22 protein-coding genes and 1 pseudogene are annotated in these 18543 nt (G+C 67.7%); 7 read left to right on the plus strand and 16 right to left on the minus strand.

Annotated features, from left to right (window positions below):
* The 3 genes from MKK55_RS08470 to MKK55_RS08480 form a co-directional block, all read right to left on the minus strand.
* Window positions 1–325 (minus strand): transposase (locus MKK55_RS08470; protein WP_243934184.1); only part of this gene is annotated, 325 nt, incomplete at its 3' end.
* Between the two features lie 422 nt (window positions 326–747).
* Complete coding sequence (locus MKK55_RS08475; protein ID WP_243934185.1) at window positions 748–1386, minus strand: glutathione S-transferase family protein; 639 nt, start codon at window positions 1384–1386, stop codon at window positions 748–750.
* 347 nt (window positions 1387–1733) lie between these two features.
* Window positions 1734–2663: a LysR family transcriptional regulator gene (locus MKK55_RS08480; protein WP_243934186.1), complete on the minus strand. Its 930-nt coding sequence runs from the start codon at window positions 2661–2663 to the stop codon at window positions 1734–1736.
* 113 nt (window positions 2664–2776) lie between these two features.
* Here MKK55_RS08480 and MKK55_RS08485 point away from each other — a divergent pair, with 113 nt between their 5' ends.
* Window positions 2777–3868 (plus strand): Gfo/Idh/MocA family protein, encoded by a 1092-nt coding sequence (locus tag MKK55_RS08485; RefSeq protein ID WP_243934187.1) that lies wholly within the window; start codon window positions 2777–2779, stop codon window positions 3866–3868.
* A 618-nt stretch (window positions 3869–4486) separates the two neighbouring features.
* On the opposite strand, the gene MKK55_RS08490 is transcribed toward MKK55_RS08485, so the two are convergent.
* Window positions 4487–5071: a carboxymuconolactone decarboxylase family protein gene (locus MKK55_RS08490; protein WP_243934188.1), complete on the minus strand. Its 585-nt coding sequence runs from the start codon at window positions 5069–5071 to the stop codon at window positions 4487–4489.
* Between the two features lie 221 nt (window positions 5072–5292).
* Here MKK55_RS08490 and MKK55_RS08495 point away from each other — a divergent pair, with 221 nt between their 5' ends.
* From MKK55_RS08495 to MKK55_RS08510, 4 genes are all read left to right on the plus strand, one after another.
* On the plus strand, window positions 5293–5769 hold the full coding sequence (locus MKK55_RS08495; protein ID WP_243934189.1) for a MarR family winged helix-turn-helix transcriptional regulator: 477 nt from the start codon (window positions 5293–5295) through the stop codon (window positions 5767–5769).
* Window positions 5766–7808, plus strand: a complete 2043-nt coding sequence (locus tag MKK55_RS08500; RefSeq protein ID WP_243934190.1) for an FUSC family protein — start codon at window positions 5766–5768, stop codon at window positions 7806–7808. The genes MKK55_RS08495 and MKK55_RS08500 overlap by 4 nt, the downstream gene beginning before the upstream one ends.
* Window positions 7805–8014, plus strand: a complete 210-nt coding sequence (locus MKK55_RS08505) for a DUF1656 domain-containing protein (protein ID WP_243934191.1) — start codon at window positions 7805–7807, stop codon at window positions 8012–8014. Before MKK55_RS08500 ends, MKK55_RS08505 begins: the two co-directional genes overlap by 4 nt.
* Before the next feature lie 66 nt (window positions 8015–8080).
* Complete coding sequence (locus MKK55_RS08510) at window positions 8081–9022, plus strand: HlyD family secretion protein (protein WP_243934193.1); 942 nt, start codon at window positions 8081–8083, stop codon at window positions 9020–9022.
* A 241-nt stretch (window positions 9023–9263) separates the two neighbouring features.
* On the opposite strand, the gene grxB is transcribed toward MKK55_RS08510, so the two are convergent.
* From grxB to MKK55_RS08550, 8 genes are all read right to left on the minus strand, one after another.
* Complete coding sequence (grxB, locus tag MKK55_RS08515) at window positions 9264–9908, minus strand: glutaredoxin 2 (RefSeq protein ID WP_243934194.1); 645 nt, start codon at window positions 9906–9908, stop codon at window positions 9264–9266.
* A gap of 96 nt (window positions 9909–10004) precedes the next feature.
* On the minus strand, window positions 10005–10358 hold the full coding sequence (locus tag MKK55_RS08520; protein WP_243934195.1) for a putative quinol monooxygenase: 354 nt from the start codon (window positions 10356–10358) through the stop codon (window positions 10005–10007).
* A gap of 129 nt (window positions 10359–10487) precedes the next feature.
* On the minus strand, window positions 10488–11381 hold the full coding sequence (locus MKK55_RS08525; protein WP_243934196.1) for an NAD-dependent epimerase/dehydratase family protein: 894 nt from the start codon (window positions 11379–11381) through the stop codon (window positions 10488–10490).
* Between the two features lie 161 nt (window positions 11382–11542).
* Window positions 11543–11764: a tautomerase family protein gene (locus MKK55_RS08530; protein ID WP_243934197.1), complete on the minus strand. Its 222-nt coding sequence runs from the start codon at window positions 11762–11764 to the stop codon at window positions 11543–11545.
* 46 nt (window positions 11765–11810) lie between these two features.
* Window positions 11811–12809, minus strand: a complete 999-nt coding sequence (locus tag MKK55_RS08535) for an alpha/beta fold hydrolase (RefSeq protein WP_243934198.1) — start codon at window positions 12807–12809, stop codon at window positions 11811–11813.
* Window positions 12810–12874: 65 nt separating this feature from the next.
* Window positions 12875–13870: a VOC family protein gene (locus MKK55_RS08540; protein WP_243934200.1), complete on the minus strand. Its 996-nt coding sequence runs from the start codon at window positions 13868–13870 to the stop codon at window positions 12875–12877.
* Window positions 13871–13883: 13 nt separating this feature from the next.
* Window positions 13884–14486 (minus strand): NAD(P)H:quinone oxidoreductase, encoded by a 603-nt coding sequence (gene wrbA, locus MKK55_RS08545; protein WP_243934201.1) that lies wholly within the window; start codon window positions 14484–14486, stop codon window positions 13884–13886.
* Between the two features lie 78 nt (window positions 14487–14564).
* A complete protein-coding gene (locus tag MKK55_RS08550; RefSeq protein ID WP_243934202.1) occupies window positions 14565–15176 on the minus strand; it encodes a YceI family protein in 612 nt (203 codons plus the stop codon).
* Between the two features lie 121 nt (window positions 15177–15297).
* Here MKK55_RS08550 and MKK55_RS08555 point away from each other — a divergent pair, with 121 nt between their 5' ends.
* The gene (locus tag MKK55_RS08555; RefSeq protein ID WP_243934204.1) at window positions 15298–16230 is read left to right on the plus strand and encodes a LysR family transcriptional regulator; all 933 of its coding nucleotides are present in this window, start codon (window positions 15298–15300) and stop codon (window positions 16228–16230) included.
* Window positions 16231–16236: 6 nt separating this feature from the next.
* A pseudogene (locus MKK55_RS29310) lies at window positions 16237–16455 on the plus strand (hypothetical protein); the annotation flags it as partial.
* A gap of 122 nt (window positions 16456–16577) precedes the next feature.
* Here MKK55_RS29310 and MKK55_RS08565 read toward each other — a convergent pair.
* The 4 genes from MKK55_RS08565 to MKK55_RS08580 all read right to left on the minus strand — a co-directional run bounded on the left by MKK55_RS08565 (window position 16578) and on the right by MKK55_RS08580 (window position 18542).
* Window positions 16578–16826: a hypothetical protein gene (locus MKK55_RS08565; RefSeq protein WP_243934205.1), complete on the minus strand. Its 249-nt coding sequence runs from the start codon at window positions 16824–16826 to the stop codon at window positions 16578–16580.
* Window positions 16827–16835: 9 nt separating this feature from the next.
* Window positions 16836–17036, minus strand: a complete 201-nt coding sequence (locus tag MKK55_RS08570; RefSeq protein WP_243934206.1) for a hypothetical protein — start codon at window positions 17034–17036, stop codon at window positions 16836–16838.
* A gap of 200 nt (window positions 17037–17236) precedes the next feature.
* Window positions 17237–17509: a hypothetical protein gene (locus MKK55_RS08575; RefSeq protein WP_243934207.1), complete on the minus strand. Its 273-nt coding sequence runs from the start codon at window positions 17507–17509 to the stop codon at window positions 17237–17239.
* 478 nt (window positions 17510–17987) lie between these two features.
* The gene (locus MKK55_RS08580; protein WP_243934208.1) at window positions 17988–18542 is read right to left on the minus strand and encodes a threonyl-trna synthetase; all 555 of its coding nucleotides are present in this window, start codon (window positions 18540–18542) and stop codon (window positions 17988–17990) included.
* Window position 18543: the final 1 nt, after the last annotated feature.

Here is an 18543-nt window from a genome sequence, read left to right on the forward strand (position 1 = left end):
GGACAGACGCGCTGTCCAGGCTGGCCCGGCTCCAGTTGAGCTGGCCGGCTTCGTAAAGTCGCCCCAGCAGCACCTGATGCAGGCGGGTCCAGACGCCCGCCGCCTGCCAGTCCCGCAGGCGGCGCCAGCACGTCATGCCCAAGCCACAGCCCATCTCGGCCGGCAGCATCTCCCAGGGCAATCCAGAGCGCAGCACGAACAGGATGCCTGTCAGGGCCGCCCGGTTCTTGATAGGCCGTCGACCGCCTTTCGGAAGGGGTCGGGGAGGCGGAAGCAGCGGGGCGATCTCGTCCCAGAGATCGTCGGGAAGAAGTGCGCGGGCCATGAAACACCAACGCACATCAACGCTCAGGGTGCCGTTCTGTTAGGCGCTCTAAGTGGGCCGCGATCGCCGCTCTGCCGTAGTAGAACAGGTCTGCGGATCGGTCGCGTGACCCGTCGCACGCGTTCGGCCCGTGGCGACTGCATTCGCACTGACAGCCACGGGAACAGCGACGCGACTGCGCGGGGGGGGGGGAGGGCGAGCGTCTTTTTCCGGTCACCGAGCTACCTACTGCTCCCCAACGACCTGGAAGTAGATCATCTTCCACTAAACTGCCCCGAAGTGGACCTTCCGAAGGGCCGCAATGGGTCGTGAGCGTTCCCGCGGCTATGTCCGCTTCGTTGCGCCCGCCATCCAGAACCGGACGGGCAGAAAACCGCCTCTAGCCGTTGCTCATGCCGTGGGATCGTAAGCCCCCCACGAGGTCACGCCTCGCCCCAAATCGCGCGGACCCGCGCCACGGCCGGGCGCGTGTTCATCCGCTCGTAGTGTCCGGCGAGGTTGGGCGGGAGCGGGATGCCTTGCTGCGGCGCCCAGCGTGTCGCGTAGAATAGTGCGGTGTCGCCGATCGTGAACGCATCGCCCACTACGTAGGCGCGCCCCGCCATCTGCTGATCGAGAATGATTAACGCCGCGTCGATGATCGAGCGGCCCTGCTCCTTCACCGAAGCCTGCCCGAGCTTGAGCGTCCGGTGCAGCGCGTCCTGCGGCTCGTAGTTCTCCGTCTTGAACAAGCGCCCGAACCCCTGCAGGTGCAGCGTGCCGACAGCGTAGTCCATGACCTCGATGCCCCGGCGCTCAGCCTCGGGGTCAGTGGGGATTAGCCCCTTGTCGGGGTTCGTGCGGGCCAGCCAGGTGGCGATGGCGCCATATTCGGTCATCACTGTCCCGTCGTCGCGAACGAGGGTGGGGACCTTGCCCTTCGGGTTGATCGCCTTGAACTTTTCCTCCTCGGCCTCGCCGCCGGCCACATCTATCTTAACGCTCTCGTAGGGGGTGCCGATCTCCTCCAGTAGAATGTGGATGCCGATCGCGCAGGTGTGGGGTCCCCAATAAAATTTCATCGTATCTCCAGGATCTTGGATGATTGGGGACGCGGCCTCGACGGGAAGCGGCCTGTCGCGGGCAATCCGCGTGTGCCGAAGCCGGGCGCGTCGCGCTCGGTCGGGAAAGCGGATGCGTCGCGAGGTGGTTCCCGCACCGACATGGCTGTTTGGTACCCGATGTGTCACCCAGCGGCGCCTGCTTCCGGGACGCTGATCTCACGCTCAGGCTAGTCAAAGTATCCGTGAAATCGTCGAATGCTCCTGGCCGCGCGAATGTCTGCGTCCCTGAACCGACGTTCCGAAGCAGATCAGCAAAATTAACCGGAGCGGCCATTCGACTCGCGACCCAAATTCGACGCTCGGGATCATGCGTGGCCTTTCCCAGAAGCGGACGTGCTGCCCGTGGCGGGAAACGCCCTGACGACCGCATCGATGAACGCGCGCAACTTCGGGGGCTGTGGTCGGCGGGCCGAGAACAGCAGGAACATCGATCGGCCAGGAGGGCGATAGTCCGTGAGCAGGGGCACGAGAGAACCCCGCTCGATCGCGGCCCGCAGGACGGCTTCCGGCTGCAGGACGATGCCGTGGCCCGCCGCCGCCACGGCGGATAGGACCCGCCCATCATTCACTTGGAAGCGGCTTCGGATCCTAACCGTGTGGTCGGCGCCATTCTTCGTGAACCGCCAGACCGCGTAGGGCAGGCCGGAGGCATTGACGAACCCAAGACACGCGTGCCTGGCGAGATCCTCCGGTACCCCGGGCGTTCCGTGCGCGGCGAGATAGGCGGGCGACGCGCAGACGACCTGCTCGTGGGAGACGAGCTCGCGCGCAACCAGAGATGTCTCCGCGATCGGGCCCAGCCGGACCACCGCGTCGTAGCCTTCGTCCACCGGGTCGACGTAACGATCCGTCAGGACCAGTTCGATCTCGATCCCGACGTGACGTGCCATGAAGTCGGCCAGCAGGGGGGCGAGCTGGGTCGCACCGAAGCCGACGGGGGCGCTGATACGCAGGCGTCCACGGGGCGTGGCGCTCACGTCCTCGATCACCGCCTCCGCTGCCTCGACCTCGGACAGCACGCGGCGACAGCGCTCGTAGAAGAGCCGTCCGGCATCGGTGAGGCTCTGCCGCCGTGTCGATCGTCGCATCAGGGGCGTGCCAAGCCGGTCCTCCAGCGACCTGATGTGCTTACCAGCCATCTGAGACGACATACCGAGGGCCGTCGCGGCGGCTGTCAGCGAACCTAAGTCGGTCGCCTTCACGAACACGGACATGCTGGTCAGGCGATCGGTCATTCGAAACCTTCCGTTTCGACTGCTGGAAACAGAAAGGGCTAAATGATGGTGCCGGCCGCCCTTACGTCTAGCGCAGAGGAATAGCGAAGGCGCATGAGCGGAAGGACGAAGGAATGGCCACCGAACTCAATGTTGGGATCATCGGCGTCAACACCTCAGGTGGCTGGGCGGCCGAGGCTCATGTCCCCGCCGTGCAGGCCGTGGACGGACTTCATCTGACGGCGGTCGCCGCAGGCTCGCCGGCCGCCGCCGACGAAGCCGCGCAGGCCTTCGACGTGGCGAAGGCCTATGGAGACGGTCTCGCCTTGATCGCCGATCCTGACATCGACGTGGTGACTGTGGCGACCCGCGTGCCCGGCCATCGGGATCTGCTGCTCGCCGCTCTCGCCGCGGGCAAGCACGTCTACAGCGAATGGCCGCTTGGGGCAGGCTCGCACCAAGCCCGCGAGATCGCCGACGCGGCCCGGTCGGCCAGGGTCAAGCACGCCATCGGCCTGCAATTGCGCGAGAGCCCTGCCGTGCGGATGGCGCGGGACATCCTTCGTTCGGGCGCTTTGGGCCGGGCCTTGAGCGCCAGCGTTTCCTCCACCACAGCCGGCTTCGGGCCGGACGTTCCGCCTCAGTTCGCCTATCTGGAGGATCCGGCCACGTTTGCGAATATGGTGACGATCCAAGGCGCGCACACTGTCGACCTGCTCATTGCCCTGGCGGGCCCGCTGGCCTCTATGGTCGCACTGGGGTCGCGCCAGTTCCCGCAGATCGCGGTCGGGGCGCCGCGTCAGCTTCGCGAGCGCATCACCTTCGACCACCTTCTCATGCAGGGCCGTCACGCCACGGGCGCACCCTTCACGTTGGAGGTTGCGGGTGGCCGGACCGGAAAGACGCCCTTCCACCTCGATCTCGTCGGCGAGACGGGGCACCTGCGCCTTGTTGGCGGCGCGCCGCGCGGCCTCCAGTCGGGTCGGATCGGGTTGATCCGGGACGGCGAACCGCAAAACATCAACGAGGGACCGTTTGCGGCGCTGTCGGACGCGGCGGTCAACGTGGCCGGCGTCTACGCGGCGTTGCGCGATGACATCAGGCACGACACGTCCACCGTCACGGACTTCGAGTATGCCGTCAGACTTACGCGGCTGATCGAGGACGTCCTCACGACGCCGCAGGCCAGTCGGCTTCAAGCCGACGAGGCTTGGCCTGGTCGATAAAGTCACGGACATCGTGGACCTGCTGCGGCCGAAAGTGGAGCGCGGGCGAGGTGTCGATGCTCGATGAACTTGCCACCCTCATGTGGATGACCGGACGGCGGCCAACGCGCAGGAGTTTGCGGGAGACAATCGATGGATCTTCAACTCGCTGGCAAGACCTGTCTGGTCACCGGCGCGAGCAGCGGCATCGGATACCCAAGCGTGTCGCCCTTTGGGCCAGCCACTATGCGCACGTGACGTGGCCCAATGCTTGGCACGGCGACCTCCACGTCTACGGCCACTCCCATGGCAGCATACCGGCCACCCGGACCAGCCTCGACGTCGGCGTCGATCGCTGGGATTGGCACTAGGTCACCCTCGGAGAGATCATGGCGAGGATGGTGGAGGTACCGACTTCCGACCCGTGGAACCAAGACTGCCGCCACGCACCTCGTGGGCCGGAGCGGAATGCCGTCGGGTCTCCGCCCGCTCGATGAACCGGGGTAGGGCGGCGGTGGCATGGCGACTCATCCATCGCCCGGTACTTGCAGGACGGCCGACGCTCGCCCTGGCGCCGGGCGGGACGAAGGCCGAACCCGAGGTTCCCGGGGGGTAATCGAAGGGCCGTGTCCGCTGGGCTCAGCCCTTGATCCAATTTCCGTCCCTTTGTGCATCGATGTCTACATCGAAGGTCTGAAGGTAATTAGATACCATTCTGTAGTAGCCGACGACGATCACGGCATCGCTGAGTTCCTGTACGGAGAAATGCGTCAGGGCATGCTTGAAAAGGACGCCCGGCGCCTTTCCCTTTTCAAGGATTGACCGGCCGAAGCGTAGCAGGACGCGCTCGTCGTCCTTGAAAGCGTGGGCATCTTCGGGACGACCCTCGGCGATTGCGATGAACTGATCCGGTCGGACGCCAGCTGCCTGCGCAATGGTGACATGCTGCTCCCATTCGTAGGCCACGTCCTCATGTGCCGCGACCAGCAGGACCAACATCTCCTTGTGATAGTCCGAGATGGTCAGATCCCTGAAGATCGCATTCGTAAGATCGATCACGGGGACGAACGCGCCCGGACTGTGACCCACCATCCGGAAGAAGTTCACCTTCGTTGGAAGGGTCTTAAATTTCTCCCGCACATCATCGGGCAACTTCGTGAAATCTGGATAATCGATCACGACCTTCGAGCTAATCATGTCGTCGTCTCGCGATGCCTCGGCCATTTTCCCAAATCCTTCCTAGCAAACCATGGATTATGATCCAGAAAACTGTTAGCGAGCTATAAGGTTGCATGCTATCGATATATCTGTGATCCGTCGGCTGGCGGCCTCAGGACGCAGGTGCATATCGCTGAACCGATTGCATACTAATCGATAGGGTTCTATCATAATCGGAGGCAGGCGCGGATGCCAAACGAACCTTCCATGGCAACGAGGCGGAGCGGATGACGAAGAAGCTCGACCACCTGCTGCAGGCCTACACCCACGGCCTGGTGCTTGCCGGGCGCCAATGGAGGCGCGCCGCCAACTCGGTTGCCGAGCCGCATGGCCTCTCAGACGCGACCGCGCTGCCCCTGATCCTGATCGGCCGTTCCGCCCGCAATCCGCGCCAGAACGCGCTTGCCGAGGCGGTGGGGATCGAGGGGCCATCCCTGGTCCGGCTCCTGGATCAGCTTCAAGCGGCGGGGCTCGTCGTGCGGATGGAGGACCCGACCGACCGGCGTGCCAAGGTGCTCAGCCTCACCCCCGAGGGAAAGCGGATCGTCACGCGGATGGAAGCCGAGCTCAATGCGGCGCGGGCCACGGCGTTCGCCGGCATCGACCCGGCTGACCTTGAGACCGGCCTGCGGGTCTTCAACGCGCTCCAAAGGCATGTCTGCGACATGGCGGAGGGCGCGATCCCCAGGGAGGCCGCCGAGTGACCCTCCCGGGCCGGAGCGACTGGGTTTTCGCAGTCAAGACCTACATGGCGGCGATGCTCGCCCTGTATCTGGCGATGTGGATCGACCTGCCGCGACCCTATTGGGCGCTCGGCACCGTCTTCATCACCAGCCAGGTCCTGGCGGGGGCGACGCGCTCCAAGGCCCTCTACCGGGTGCTGGGCACGGTGCTCGGCGCCTTGGTGAGCGTGATCCTCGTCCCCAACCTCGCGAACGCGCCCGAGCTCCTGACGCTCACCATCGCGCTCTGGGTCGCCGTCTGCCTGTACTTCTCCCTGCTCGACCGGACGCCACGCAGCTACCTGATGATGCTCGGCGGCTACACCGCCGCGCTGATCGGGTTCCCGGCCGTGGCCGACCCGGGGGCGATGTTCGATACGGCGGTGGCGCGCGCCGAGGAGATCATGATCGGCATCGTCTGCGCCGGTCTTGTCTCCACCGTCGTCCTGCCCCGCTCGGTCGCCCCCCTGATCGCGGGGCGGCTCGATCTCTGGCTGCGCGATGCCCGCGGATGGGTCGCGGACGTCCTCGGGCGTACCGACGGCCCGAAGGATACGCAGGCCCGGCGGCTCAAGCTCGCGTCCGACGTCCTCGCGTTCGACGCCCTGGCGACGCCGCTGCGCTTCGACATGACGGGCGCCGAGCGCTCGGCCGGCTCGATGGCGACCCTGCGGCAGCACATGCTCATGTTCCTGCCCATCGTCTCCGCCATCTCGGACCGGATCGGGACCCTGGAACGCCAAGGGTCGCTGCCCCCGCGCGTGCATGCGCTCCTCGACGACATGGCGGCATGGCTCGTATCGGGGACGACCGAACCGGCCCCCGCGGACCGCCTGCGCGCGGCCGTCGATTCCATCGACCCGGTCCTGTCCGGGCGCCCGTCCTGGTCCGACCTCGTGCTCGCGAGCCTCGCCGCACGGCTCCGCGACTTCATCGACCTGCGCCAGGACACGAGGCTGCTGCAGCGCCACCTCGCGGACGGAACGCCCATCACCGAGAAGCTCGCCTTCCGCTATACCGCCGAGGCTCGCGTGATCCGGCACCGCGACCACGGCATGGCCCTGCTGTCCGCCGTCGGGGCCTTCCTCTCCGTCGTGCTCGCCTGCGCGATCTGGATCGCGACGGGCTGGCCGGACGGGTCCGGCGCCCCAATGATGGCCGCGGTCGCCTGCTGCTTCTTCGCCGCCCAGGACGACCCAGCGCCGTTCATCGTCAGCTTTGCCAACTCGGCTATCCTCGGCGGCATCGGGGCCGGCATCTACCTTTTCGCCGTCCTCCCGCTCGCAACGAACTTCGAGATGCTGTCCCTCGCACTGGCGCCGGGACTGCTCCTGTGCGGGGTGCTCATGACCCAGCCGAAATCAGCTCCGATCGCGATGGGCGCGGCCGTCAACGGCTCGGCCATGATCGCGCTCCAGGGCAGCTACACAGGCGACTTCGCCGCCTTCGCCAACTCTTCCGTGGCGGTCGTCGCCGGGATGTGGATTGCGGCGGTCGTCACCCGCCTTGTCCGCTCGGTCGGGGCAGATTGGACGGCGCGCAGACTGCGCTTCGTGAACCGTCGCAGCCTGGCGGACGCCGCGGAGCGCCACGGCGCCGGGAACGGCCTTGAGCTCGCGGCCATCATGCTCGACCGGGTGGGACTGATTGCCCCCCGGCTCGCGTCCCTGCCTTCCGAGGACGCGGAATGGACGGCCGATCTCGTCGGGGAGGTCCGGGTCGGGATCAACGTCGTCGAGCTGCGCCGCGACAGACGCCATCTTTCGCAGGAGGCGCGGGAGGCCACGGAGCGCCTCCTCGCCGCCCTCGCGGCCCATTTCCACTCCCGCACGTCTCGGCCGCCCGAAACCCTCCTCGGGACGGTCGACGCCGCCCTCGACGCCGCCGGGGAGGACCCCGGTCATCCCTCCCACCGGGCGGCGCTCATGGGCCTCGTCGGGATCCGTCGCGGACTTTTTCCCGACGTTCCGTCCTATCGCCGGCGTATCGCCACGACCACGCCAACGGGGCTCGCGGCATGACCGGCGAACTCGACGTCTACGGCGTCTTCGTCCCGGGCCTCGCGGCCTGGATGCTGCTGGCCTTCCTCCTCAGCCTCGTGGTTCGGCGCCTGCTGGCCCGGACCGGCTTCTACCGGATGGTGTGGCACCGCCCGCTCTTCGACCTCGCACTCTACGTCGTGCTGCTGGGCTGCGTGGTCGCGGTCGCCATGCCGCTCACGTCATGAGCGCATGACGGCTATCCACGCCGACCCGCCGCGTCCGATCCCGCCCCTGACCTCCCGGCCCATCCCATGAAACGGCTCCTCGCCCTGTTCTCCCGCCTCGCCGTCACCCTGGCGATGGTTGCGCTCGCCGCCATCGTGGGCCTCGCCCTGTGGGACTATTACATGGAGGCCCCCTGGACCCGGGACGGGCGCGTCCGGGCCGACGTGGTCGGCGTGGCACCCGACGTCTCGGGCCTCGTGACCCAGGTCATGGTCCAGGACAACCAGGTCGTGAAGCGCGGCGACGTGCTGTTTCGGATCGACCCGGAACGCTTCACCCTGGCGCTGCGCCAAGCCGAGGCGATGGTGGAGGGCAAGCACGCGAGCGCCGAGCAGGCGGCGGCCGACTATGTCCGCTACACCAAGCTCAGCGACGCCGCCGCGTCCCAGCAGAGGGTCGAGGCTGCCCGCGCGACCGACCTTCAAGCCAAGGCGGCGTACGACCAGGCGACGGCCGACCGCGACGTGGCCAAGCTCAATCTCGTCCGATCCGAGGTGAAGGCCTCGGTCAACGGACGCATCACGAACATGGAGCTTCGCCCGGGCAACTACGTCTCCACCGGGAAGGGCGTGATGGCGCTGGTCGACAGCGACACCCTCCGGGTCGAGGGTTACTTCGAGGAGACGAAGCTGCCGCGCATCCACGTCGGCGACAGGGCCCGCATCCACCTGATGGGCGACGAGGGCGTCATCACAGGCCACGTCGAGAGCTTCGCCGGCGGCATCGAGGACCGGGAGCGCACCGCCGGCGCCAACCTGCTCGCGAACGTGAACCCGACCTTCGCCTGGGTGCGGCTTGCGCAGCGCATTCCCGTACGGATCAAGCTGGACGAGGTTCCCGACCAGACCCGGCTGGTCTCCGGCCGGACCGCGACGGTGGCGGTCGAGGCGGACGGCAAGGCCCCGCGTTTCGAGCTCCTGGGCGCCTGGCGCAAGGCACCGTTCTTCGCGGCCCGTCCTGCCGAGTGAAGATCGAGCGGGGCGGGAAACCGCTGCGGGCATGATGCCGAAGCATCCGACGGGCGGGCAGGGCCGCGTGAAAGGCTCGGATCGGTTCAGGCCGAACGCCCTCACGCGGATCAAGGCCTGACCCGGCATGGGCCCAGCGCCGGACAGCGCTGCACCTTCGGGACGTCAGGGTCGCCGGGGGCCTGCACCGCTACGGCACGCATCATCCCGGGCGTCCCAGTCGGCCTGCGCTTGGCTCTCCTCAGGTGGCGATGTCGTCGTGGAGTGGTACCTTCGTCCTCTCCGACATCCGGCGACGATAGGCATCGACCTTAGCGGGGTAGGCTACGCCGGCGACGATGGACATGGCGCGGAGGTGGGCGAAGAGATGGATGTCATCCTCCGACAGATCGCCGTTCACCGCCTCAGGGGAGCGTAAAAGCGGTTCCAGGCTGGCGAGATGGGCGTTCGTCACCTCGACCAGGGCCGCGGTCTCCGCAAGCCTGTCCTCGAAGGGGCCGATCAATGCTTCTTTCTTCCGCGTGAAGAAGGCTCGTGCATCCGCGGTGGCGAACTCGGGCAAGGGTGCGGAGGCCCACCGCGTTATCGCAAGGCGATACAGGCTGCCCGACCCTTCCGCGATCCAGCTACCCACGGCCGGGTTCGTCGCTCCGGCGAGGACACGAGGGTCCCCCATGGCGTCGATCAGGGCGACGATGTCCATGCTTTCGGGCGTGAACCGGTCCTCGTGTTCGAGGATCGGCGCCACCTTGCGCCCGACCATGCGTTCGGGGGGCGCCACGTCGTCGTTCAACATCACGACGAGCTCGACAGGCACCTCCTTCAGGCCGAAGATCGCCCTTGCCTTCACGCAGAACGGGCAGTGATCGTAGACGTGGAGCTTCATGGGTCGCCTCTGGCATCCGGAAGCCGGTCCTGGGACCTACGGCTCGATGCGCGTGGGAAAGGAATTGCGGTCGCCGATCCTGGGCCCGTACGGACCTCAGCGGGTGAAGCCGTCGAAGGGCGTCATGTAGACCGCGCCGAAGGCATCGAGCTTGGCCCGGATCTCCGGCGTCGTGGTGCCGTAGACGTAGAGGCCCTGGATGGTCGCCAGTTCCAGGAACCGTTCCGCGAAGGGGGCGAAGGTTTTCTCCACATGGCCCAGCAGCGCCGAGGTCCGATAGCGCTCGACGATGTGCACGGCACTCTGGTCCGCATTGACGCTGTACTCGTAGCCCAGGGTACCGGGCTCCTCGCGGGTGGCGGCGACGATCCGGGCGATCAGCCCCTTGAAGGTCTCGAAGTTCGCCGGCTCGATGGCGAGGTGGTAATTGCAGGAGGTTTCTTCGGTCATCCGGAATTCTTTCGCGAGGGGTCGGTGTGACTAGGAATAGGAATGAGCGCGCGTCCTGAGGCTGCCCGCGAATGGAAAGGACGGCCTTCAATGTTTCGGGTGCGGACTTTTCGATCCCGGCACCGCGCCTCAGGCGTGCATGTCGTTCAGGATGTAGTCGGTGACGGATGTGCGCACCGGAGCCCATCCGAGGTCGCGCCTGGCCTTGTCGGCACGCACACAGCTGTTCGAGCCCAATGAGAAGACGGCGCTCTCGCGACCCCATCGGGTGATCGCCTCGTCGGGGGCCAGGTCCGTGCTCGGCCCCAGCCCCAGTCTCTCGCCGATGGCATCCGTGATCTCCTTGAACGACGCCTCGCCGTTTTCGACGAAGTAGAAGCTGCCCGGCGGCGCCTTCGTGAGCGCGAGCGCATAGAGATCGGCAATGTCGGCGACGTGCACGTTCGACCAGCGATTGAGGCCACGTCCGACGTGCCGGGCGACGCCGCCCTCCCGGGCCAAGGCCACGAGCGGCGGGATCTGGACGCTCCCGGCCTCGGGTCCGAGGTGGTTCCCGTAGATGAGGCTGTTGCAGAGCACGACCGAGTGCACGCCCGGCGCCGCTCTTGCGATGCGCGCGTTGAGGGGGACCCGGGCCGCCTTGTCCGGGGTCGGCGTCACGGGGGTGGCTTCCGTGAAGACCGCGTCCGACGGCTCTCCCATCGCCTCGTCGCCGACGAGGCTGGAGCCGCTGGTATGGACGAAGCGCTTGCCGCTTCCCTCCAACCCCCTCAGAAGCGCCTCGACCGCGTCGACGTCGTCGCTGTTGGCGGCATTGATCACTGCGTCGGAGTTGCGGGCCTCCGCCTCAAGGAGGGTGACGTCGTCGAGCGTGCCGAGGACCGGCTCGATGCCGTGCGCCCGCAATTCGTCGGCGCGGGTTGCGTTCCGGATCAGGCCCCTGACGGCATGGCCCTGCGACGCCAGACGTGCGGCGACCGAACCGCCGATGTATCCGCTGGCGCCGGTGACGAAGACGATCATGGGCCGATCGTTTTTACGCGGTCGATGGGGATCCGGACGGGACGACGGTTCAGGTCAACACTGGCGCGTCCCCACAGCTCACGCCTTCCGACCTCGGCGCCCGCCGGATTGTTTCCCGGCGGGCGCCCCGAGGCCGATGGAACACGGGATCGCGATCCCGCTTATGTAGGCCCGGCCTGCGGTTTGGGCTGCGCATCGGCCTGTTCGCCGAAAAGCTTGCCCGCGCCCGCCCAGTCGGAGGTCTTCACGTCCTCGAAGATCACGTAGACGTAGTTGGGGTCGGTGCCCGTGTTGCGAGCGATGCTGTCCGTGATCTCGGCGGCGACCTTCGCCTTCTCCTTGTGGTCCTTGCCCTCGAACCAGGTAACGCGCACGACCGGCATGATGGTCTCTCCGTGATGGGGTGTGATGGAAGGGGTGGATTGGTCCTCAGCGGTCTAGGAACGCCCTCAGGTCGTCCGTGAACTTCACCGGGTTCTTGAACATCAGGAAGTGGTCGCCCTGCTCCGCCTTCGTGTAGACGTGCAGCGTCGCACCCGGGATCACCGACCTGGCCCAGCGCTGGCTTGGGACGTTCGCGCTCCACTCGCCGGTGAAGATCGCCGTCGGCCGGTCGATCTTGTGCCGGACGACGTCGCGCCAGTCGTTGGTGAAGTGGTCGTACATGACCAGCTTCGTGAAGTTCGGGTCGGTCTTCACGAAGCTCTGCGCGAAGGCCTCGGAGTTCGCGAAGTAGGCCGAGTCCCTCAGCATCATGCGGGCCATGAGGTTCGTGTCGTCGGGCGAGGGGTTTGCCGGCGGCGCGGTGTCCAGGGCGGCGATCAGAGGCTCGGGCGAAGGCACGAGGGCCCCCGCATCCTGCCGCTCACGCTCGGACCAGTCGCCGTGCGCCACGATGGAGATGGGCTCGTCGACGAAGGCGAGCTTGCGGATGCCCTTCGTGCCGAACAGGTCGATGTAGCCCCACAGGACCGACGCCCCCATCGACCAACCGCAGAAGTCCGCTTGCCGCACTCCGAGGTGGTCGACCATCTGCTTGAGGTCCATGGAGAAGCGCGAGATGCGCGTGCCGTAGTCGACCTTCTGCGACAGGCCCTGGTTGCGCGGGTCGAGCACGATCACGCGAAAATGCCTGCTCAGCAGGTACATCACGTTGACGTACTCGGCGCCGTTGGCAGACCACCCGGGAACGAAGATCAGCGGCTGGCCCGTACCGGCCTCCCAGTAGGCGAGCCTCACCCCGTCGTCGGTGACGAAGGTGTTGACTTGAAGGCCCTCGAACTCGGACAGCCGCGCCGGCAGGCCCTCGATCCTGTTCGGGAAGACGTAGTCCTTGCCCAGCACGTCCACGGCCGGCTCGGCCATGGCCAGGCCGCTTGTCGCGACGAGGGAGATGGCGCCGAGCGCCGAGAGAAGGACCTGTCGCATACGCGTTCACCGTGATGAGTGTACAATCCTGGGTACCGGCACTGGCGAACTCCGCCCGGGCGATATCACCCGAGCACCGGCGCCTTCGATGCCGGACGGGCCAGTGCTTCCGTCCCATCCGCTCGGCGTTCGCCAGGCGAGGCCGGCTGGCTCGGATCGGAAAGCGGGATGAGGCGCAGACGGGTGCCCCAGGGATCGCGAAGGACGAACGAGCCGTCGGCCTCGTCGAGCGGCAGGCCGACCTCGCGGCAGCGGGTTCGCGCGGCGCCCAGGGCCTCGGGGCTCGCGAGCAGCGCGACCTCGGCCAGGCCCGTCGTACCCGCCTGTCGCACGGGCGCTCCCCGGCTATTCCAGGTGTTGGCGGCGAGCTGATGGTGGTAGCCGCCCGCGCCGAGGAACACCGCGCTGGGATAGCGGCACGTGACGTCGAATCCGAGGAGCTTCGAATAAAAATTCTCGGCGGGTGCGAGCGCGCCGACCTGGAGGTGCACGTGCCCGACGCGACCGGCCGGTGGCATTCCCGTCCAGGGACCCGGCGCGGCCCGTACGAGCCCGTGATGGTCGAGGGGGTCGTTGCTCATGGCAATGGAGCCGTCACTCGCCCCTGGCCATTCGGAGGCGGGCCTGTCGACGTAGATCTCGATGCCGTTGCCTTCTGGGTCGGTGAGGTAGACCGCCTCGCTGACGAGGTGGTCGGCGGCACCCGTCACGCGGATCCCGTTTTCGGTGGCGTGCGCCAACCAGGCACCGAGGTCGCCGCGGCTCGGGAGAAGGAAGGCCGTGTGGAAGAGCCCGGCTTCCTGCGGGCGCCAGGGGCGGGCCGCCGGATCATGCCGCAGTTCGAGCAGCACGGTGGCGCCGACCCCGAGCCGGATCACGTCGGCTTCCTGGGAAACCGTCGAAAGCCCGACCGCGGCGCGATAGAAGCGTGCGAGACCGTTGAGGTCTCGCGCGACCAGCGTGACGCTGCCGACGCGGTAGGGCGCTGTGTCGAGCAGGGAGGAGATCGGCACCCCCGCGCCGGGTGGGTGGAGCGGCTGGCCTACGATGTCCTGGGTCATGTCCGGTGCCTCCTCAGGCGAAGAGCTTCCTGGCGGTCTCGGCGATGCGCTTGCCCTGGTAGCGGGCGCCGGCCAGCTCGTCCGGGTGGGGCTGTCGGCTGCCGTCGCCCGCGGCGATGGTGGTCGCCCCGTAAGGCGAGCCGCCGCGGACCTCGTCGACGCCCATCTGGCCCTGGAAACCATAGTCCAGCCCGACGATGGTCATGCCGTGGTGGAGCAGGTTGGTGATGATGGAGAACAGCGTGGTTTCCTGACCGCCGTGCTGGCTGGCGGTCGAGGTGAAGGCGCCGCCGACCTTGCCGACGAGCTTGCCCTGGAACCAGAGGCCGCCCGTGGTGTCCCAGAAGCTCGCCATCTGGCTCGGCATCCGGCCGTACCGGGTCGGTGCGCCGACGATGATGGCGTCGTAGGCGATCAGCGCATCGGGGCCCTCGATGAGGGGGTATGCGGCGTCGGTCTTGAAGTGTGCGGCCTCGACGACGTCCTTCGGCGCGGTTTCCGCGACGCGCCGGATGTCGACCTCGGCGCCGCCCTCGCGCGCGCCTTCCGCCACGGCGGCGGCCATCTGCTCGATATGGCCGTAGGACGAGTAGTAGAGCACCAGGACCTTGGTCATGCCGTCACTCCTTTTGGATGGTGGGATTCGATGGCTGTCCGTGCCGATGTCGGGGGGGGACCCGTTTAGGATGGCGGATCAGTCCTGGCGTTCGAAGGCGCCGGCGATGGTCAGGTGAAGCTCGTCGCCGATCAGCGGCACGTAGGTCTTCACGCCGAACTCGGAACGCTTGAGCGTTCCCGTCGCCTCGAAGCCGACCGTGACCTTCTTGCTCAGCGGGTTCACGCCGGCGCCGACGAGGGTGACGTCCAGCGTCACCGGCTTGGTGACACCGTGCAGGGTCAGGCTCCCGGAGACCTTGGCCTTGTCCTTGCCGTCGGGCGTCACCTTGGTCGAGACGAAGGTCATCTCGGGGAACTTGCCCGCGTCGAGCCACTGGTCGCCCTTGAGCTCGCCGGTGAGCTTGGCGCTCGTGGTCGCGACGGACGCCACGGGGATCCTGATCGAGAGCTTCGACGCGGCCGGGTCCTTCGGCTGCAGGTCCAAGGTGCCCGACACGTCCGAGAAGCCGCCGGCAAAATTCGAGAAGCCCATGTGGGACACGCGCCAGCCGACCTGGGTGTGACCCGGGTCGACCGCGTAGCGACCGGCCTCGATCTGGGCCGGGTCGCGGGTCGCCGGGGTCTGCGCCTGGACGGGGGCGCCGAGGACGAGTGCGAGGACGAGGGCGGTGACGTGAAGCGGCTTCATCGAGGTCTCCCGAACGTAAACGAGATCATGCATCCCGCTTGGCCGTGCTTCGGCGCCGGGGAGTGGCCTGCACGAGTTAGGCCCGTTCCCAATCGGATGTGAGCCTGCTATCCCGCACTACATGGTTGCGAGAACGGAAACCTTCGGCGGCAGTCTCGATGACCTGCGGGCCTTCTGCACGGTCGTCGACCTCGGCACGGTCACCGCCGCCGCGGCGAGCCTGCGCGAGACCAAGGGTAGCGTCAGCCGGCGCCTCACGCGGCTTGAGGCGTCACTCGGCGCGACCCTGATGGCGCGCCATCCCCGGGCCGTTTCCCCGACGGCGGAGGGCCTCGCCTTCTACGCCAAGGCGCAGGAATGCCTGGGCCTCCTCGACGAGGCCGCCGAGACCGCCCGCGACGCCCGCACCGTGCCGGCCGGTCACCTGCGGGTCACCACCGCGGTCGATTTCGGCATCGAGGTGATGCCCGAGATCATCACCAGCTTCCGTGTCGCCTACCCGCACATCACGGTCGAGATGCTCAACACGGACACGCGGCTCGACCTCGCAGCCAACCGGATCGACCTTGCCTTGCGGCTCGGCGATGCCGAGGAGACGGGCTACCGGGCTGCCCTCATCATGGACATCCGGATCGCCCTCTACGCCTCCCCGGCGTACCTCGCTCGGCGCCCGGCTCCCGGCAGGCTATCGGAGCTTGCCGACCACGACATGATCCTTTCCCGCGAGCGGCCCGGCGTGGCCGGCATCCTGCTCGCAGACGGGCTCGGACACACGGAGCAGGTCGCCCTCGATCCCGTGGTCCGGGTGAGCGACTTCGCCGCGGCGCTGCGCATGACCCTCGCCGGCGCCGGCATCGGACATATGCCGGAAGCGGTGGCTGCGCGCTCCATGGAGACGGGCGCGTTGGTACGCGTGCTGGCGCCTTGGGCGACCGATGGCGGGGCGATGCGGGCGCTGAGCCTCGCCGGACGCGAGTTGCCGGCGCGAGTCCGTGTCTTTCGCGACCACGTCCGTACCGAGATGGCGAGACGGTTCGCCGCCAACCCTGGCTAGGGTCACGACATCACCCCCGGCAGCGTGGTCCCATGGCGCTACGGCCTGACGGTCGGCGACCCGCAAGACGTGAACGTGATGGCGCTGAACGGCGAGAGCTTGACCGGCACCGTCGAGGGCTTTGAGCGCTACACCGTCAACGTGTGCTACCCCCGCGCCTTCCGCTCCGTTCCGCGATCCGTCGCATCCGAAGTCACGGCCCGGCTCAAGGCCGGGATCCCATTGACGCTGCTGATCGTGTTCCTGCCGCTCTATCTCAACTTACGGCGAATGAGCGACCAAGGGGAGGATCGGCATCGACGACGGGCCTCGAACCGGGGTCGGATGCCGCGCCGGCCCGGCCGCCCCTAATCGCACCAATCGGTGTTGAAGGTCGGAGCGGGCATAGGGACCTGGGCCTCGTGGAACGCGTCATCCACGGACAGCTCCGTCACCATCCCGCGATGGTTGGGCAGGTGAATCGTGCAGTATTCCGGCAAGCCGTTGGGGCGGTTGAGGCTCTCGAACACGTGCGCCTCGCCGGCCTCGCCCAGGTCCACGAAACCAAGGCCCGAGAGATAGGCGGCGACATCTGCGAACCGAATGCAGTGGATCAAGGACGGGGCTTAGGCGACGTTTTCGTAGACGACCGCGGAGGGGGCCGCATCGGCACGGCCATGGCGCCGCTCGATCAGCGCGACCATGGCCATGAGGTTGGTGGCCGCATCGACCTTCGACTTGCCACGGGCCAGCAGCCCGCGCTTCGTCGGCGTGGTAGCGGTGTCGTAGCCCTCGCGGTCCTTGCCGTATTCGATGGTCATGGTCATTGGGCAAACTCCCGATGTCGGGATCATACGCCTACGGGCAAGCACGGACAACGGCCACGGGTTCCGGGGCGATGGCCGGCCCGGTGCGCACCCGGGCGCCTCGGTCGAGGCGGGCGGACCGGGTAGGCGGGGCGGAACCGCTCGGTGCGTCCCGCCCCTTCCCGTCGGCCCCGGGTCGCAGGGTCCCGGGTGTTCGAGAGCTACATGCGGTGACCGCGGTGATGGCCCATCATGTGGCCGCGGCGATGGCCGTGACCCATCATGCGATGACCATGCCCGTGGCGCATCATGCGGTGGCCGCGGTGGTGGCCGTGGCCCATCATGCGATGGCCGTGCATGCCGTCCATCCGGACCTCGGTCACGGCGTTCGGGGCGTCGACGGCGCCGATCATGCCGGGGGCGGCCGAGGCCGGTGCGACCGATGCGGCGCCCAGGGTTGCCAGGATGGCGGCGGCGAACACGGACTTTCTCATGGGCTTCCTCAAATCGTTGTCGGCGATGCGTCGGAACCGACGGCACCCGAACCTCGGGAACGGCTCTGCTTCCACGACCGTTCCGCGGGGTACGTTCTTCTCCACCGGACGTGCCTAACGGAATACACGTTCGCCACCGCCCGGGCCGGCGGCACGCCCCGCGGCGATGCGATGCCCGTCATACTGGCCGGCCGGGGGGGGGCGGACAGTCCCGGCTCTCCGCGGTCGGATCCGTGACGGCATCGAGACGAGCCAGCCGAACAGCGCCAGGACCTCGGCGATCAGGATCGTGGCCGTCAGGAACGCCCGCGTGGCGGCCTTGCGTACGTGAGGCCGGACCTTGCGCCGTCCTCCGCCCCCGCCGCCCCACGGCTCCATCCGGCGGCCGAGCTTCTTGCCCATCACCGCCGCGGCAACCGTTGACGACGGATCCCGCCGTGGTCGGCCGGGCATTCAGGCCGGGGTCGCGTCGGAAGGCTCAAGGCACGCCCGACCCGAGCAGGTCGGCCACATGGGCCTCGGCGGGATGGCCGGTGGCGGCGCGGTGGCTTTCCGAGCAGGCCGCGTAGTCCGGACCGGACGCCGACATCACCAGCTCCGAGGTGCCGTCGGGCATCGTGCGCGTTGCCAGGACGGTTCGTCCCGCAGGCCATTCGAGCGAACCGGGAACGGGTCCCGGCCGTGGCTCGCCGTAGCGGAGAACCCCTTCGCGACGGACGGCGTCACGCGCGGTGGCGTGGGCCGCGACATCCAAGGGTCGCCCGACCCAGACGACCTGCTGCAGGCCCTCTTCACGGCAGACCACCAGCACCACCTCGACCGTGTCGGGACCCGAGGCGAGCGGTCGGTCGTGGAGGTAGTACAGGCCCGTCAGGTTGGCCTCGCGGTCGACCATCGAAGGGGTATCGATCCGGTCCATCGGACCCCATGCCAGTCCGAACGGCCCCTCGCCGACGGGTCGCTCGGCCGCGTGCGCCGCCCCGGCCAGGGCCGCCAGGACGAGCGCGGTCGGGAAGACCCATCGGCGCGCCATC

Origin of the sequence: Methylobacterium sp. J-059, from assembly GCF_022829485.1 — a bacterium.
Taxonomy (GTDB): domain Bacteria; phylum Pseudomonadota; class Alphaproteobacteria; order Rhizobiales; family Beijerinckiaceae; genus Methylobacterium.

What these genes read in the sequence shown, in the direction of transcription:
- MKK55_RS08475 (WP_243934185.1), bottom strand. Translation starts at nt 1,386, where the DNA reads ATGAAATTTTATTGGGGACCCCACACCTGCGCGATCGGCATCCACATT.
- MKK55_RS08480 (WP_243934186.1), bottom strand. Translation starts at nt 2,663, where the DNA reads ATGACCGATCGCCTGACCAGCATGTCCGTGTTCGTGAAGGCGACCGAC.
- MKK55_RS08485 (WP_243934187.1), top strand. Translation starts at nt 2,777, where the DNA reads ATGGCCACCGAACTCAATGTTGGGATCATCGGCGTCAACACCTCAGGT.
- MKK55_RS08490 (WP_243934188.1), bottom strand. Translation starts at nt 5,071, where the DNA reads ATGGCCGAGGCATCGCGAGACGACGACATGATTAGCTCGAAGGTCGTG.
- MKK55_RS08495 (WP_243934189.1), top strand. Translation starts at nt 5,293, where the DNA reads ATGACGAAGAAGCTCGACCACCTGCTGCAGGCCTACACCCACGGCCTG.
- MKK55_RS08505 (WP_243934191.1), top strand. Translation starts at nt 7,805, where the DNA reads ATGACCGGCGAACTCGACGTCTACGGCGTCTTCGTCCCGGGCCTCGCG.
- MKK55_RS08510 (WP_243934193.1), top strand. Translation starts at nt 8,081, where the DNA reads ATGAAACGGCTCCTCGCCCTGTTCTCCCGCCTCGCCGTCACCCTGGCG.
- grxB (WP_243934194.1), bottom strand. Translation starts at nt 9,908, where the DNA reads ATGAAGCTCCACGTCTACGATCACTGCCCGTTCTGCGTGAAGGCAAGG.
- MKK55_RS08520 (WP_243934195.1), bottom strand. Translation starts at nt 10,358, where the DNA reads ATGACCGAAGAAACCTCCTGCAATTACCACCTCGCCATCGAGCCGGCG.
- MKK55_RS08525 (WP_243934196.1), bottom strand. Translation starts at nt 11,381, where the DNA reads ATGATCGTCTTCGTCACCGGCGCCAGCGGATACATCGGCGGTTCGGTC.
- MKK55_RS08530 (WP_243934197.1), bottom strand. Translation starts at nt 11,764, where the DNA reads ATGCCGGTCGTGCGCGTTACCTGGTTCGAGGGCAAGGACCACAAGGAG.
- MKK55_RS08535 (WP_243934198.1), bottom strand. Translation starts at nt 12,809, where the DNA reads ATGCGACAGGTCCTTCTCTCGGCGCTCGGCGCCATCTCCCTCGTCGCG.
- MKK55_RS08540 (WP_243934200.1), bottom strand. Translation starts at nt 13,870, where the DNA reads ATGACCCAGGACATCGTAGGCCAGCCGCTCCACCCACCCGGCGCGGGG.
- wrbA (WP_243934201.1), bottom strand. Translation starts at nt 14,486, where the DNA reads ATGACCAAGGTCCTGGTGCTCTACTACTCGTCCTACGGCCATATCGAG.
- MKK55_RS08550 (WP_243934202.1), bottom strand. Translation starts at nt 15,176, where the DNA reads ATGAAGCCGCTTCACGTCACCGCCCTCGTCCTCGCACTCGTCCTCGGC.
- MKK55_RS08555 (WP_243934204.1), top strand. Translation starts at nt 15,298, where the DNA reads ATGGTTGCGAGAACGGAAACCTTCGGCGGCAGTCTCGATGACCTGCGG.
- MKK55_RS08570 (WP_243934206.1), bottom strand. Translation starts at nt 17,036, where the DNA reads ATGACCATGACCATCGAATACGGCAAGGACCGCGAGGGCTACGACACC.
- MKK55_RS08575 (WP_243934207.1), bottom strand. Translation starts at nt 17,509, where the DNA reads ATGAGAAAGTCCGTGTTCGCCGCCGCCATCCTGGCAACCCTGGGCGCC.
- MKK55_RS08580 (WP_243934208.1), bottom strand. Translation starts at nt 18,542, where the DNA reads ATGGCGCGCCGATGGGTCTTCCCGACCGCGCTCGTCCTGGCGGCCCTG.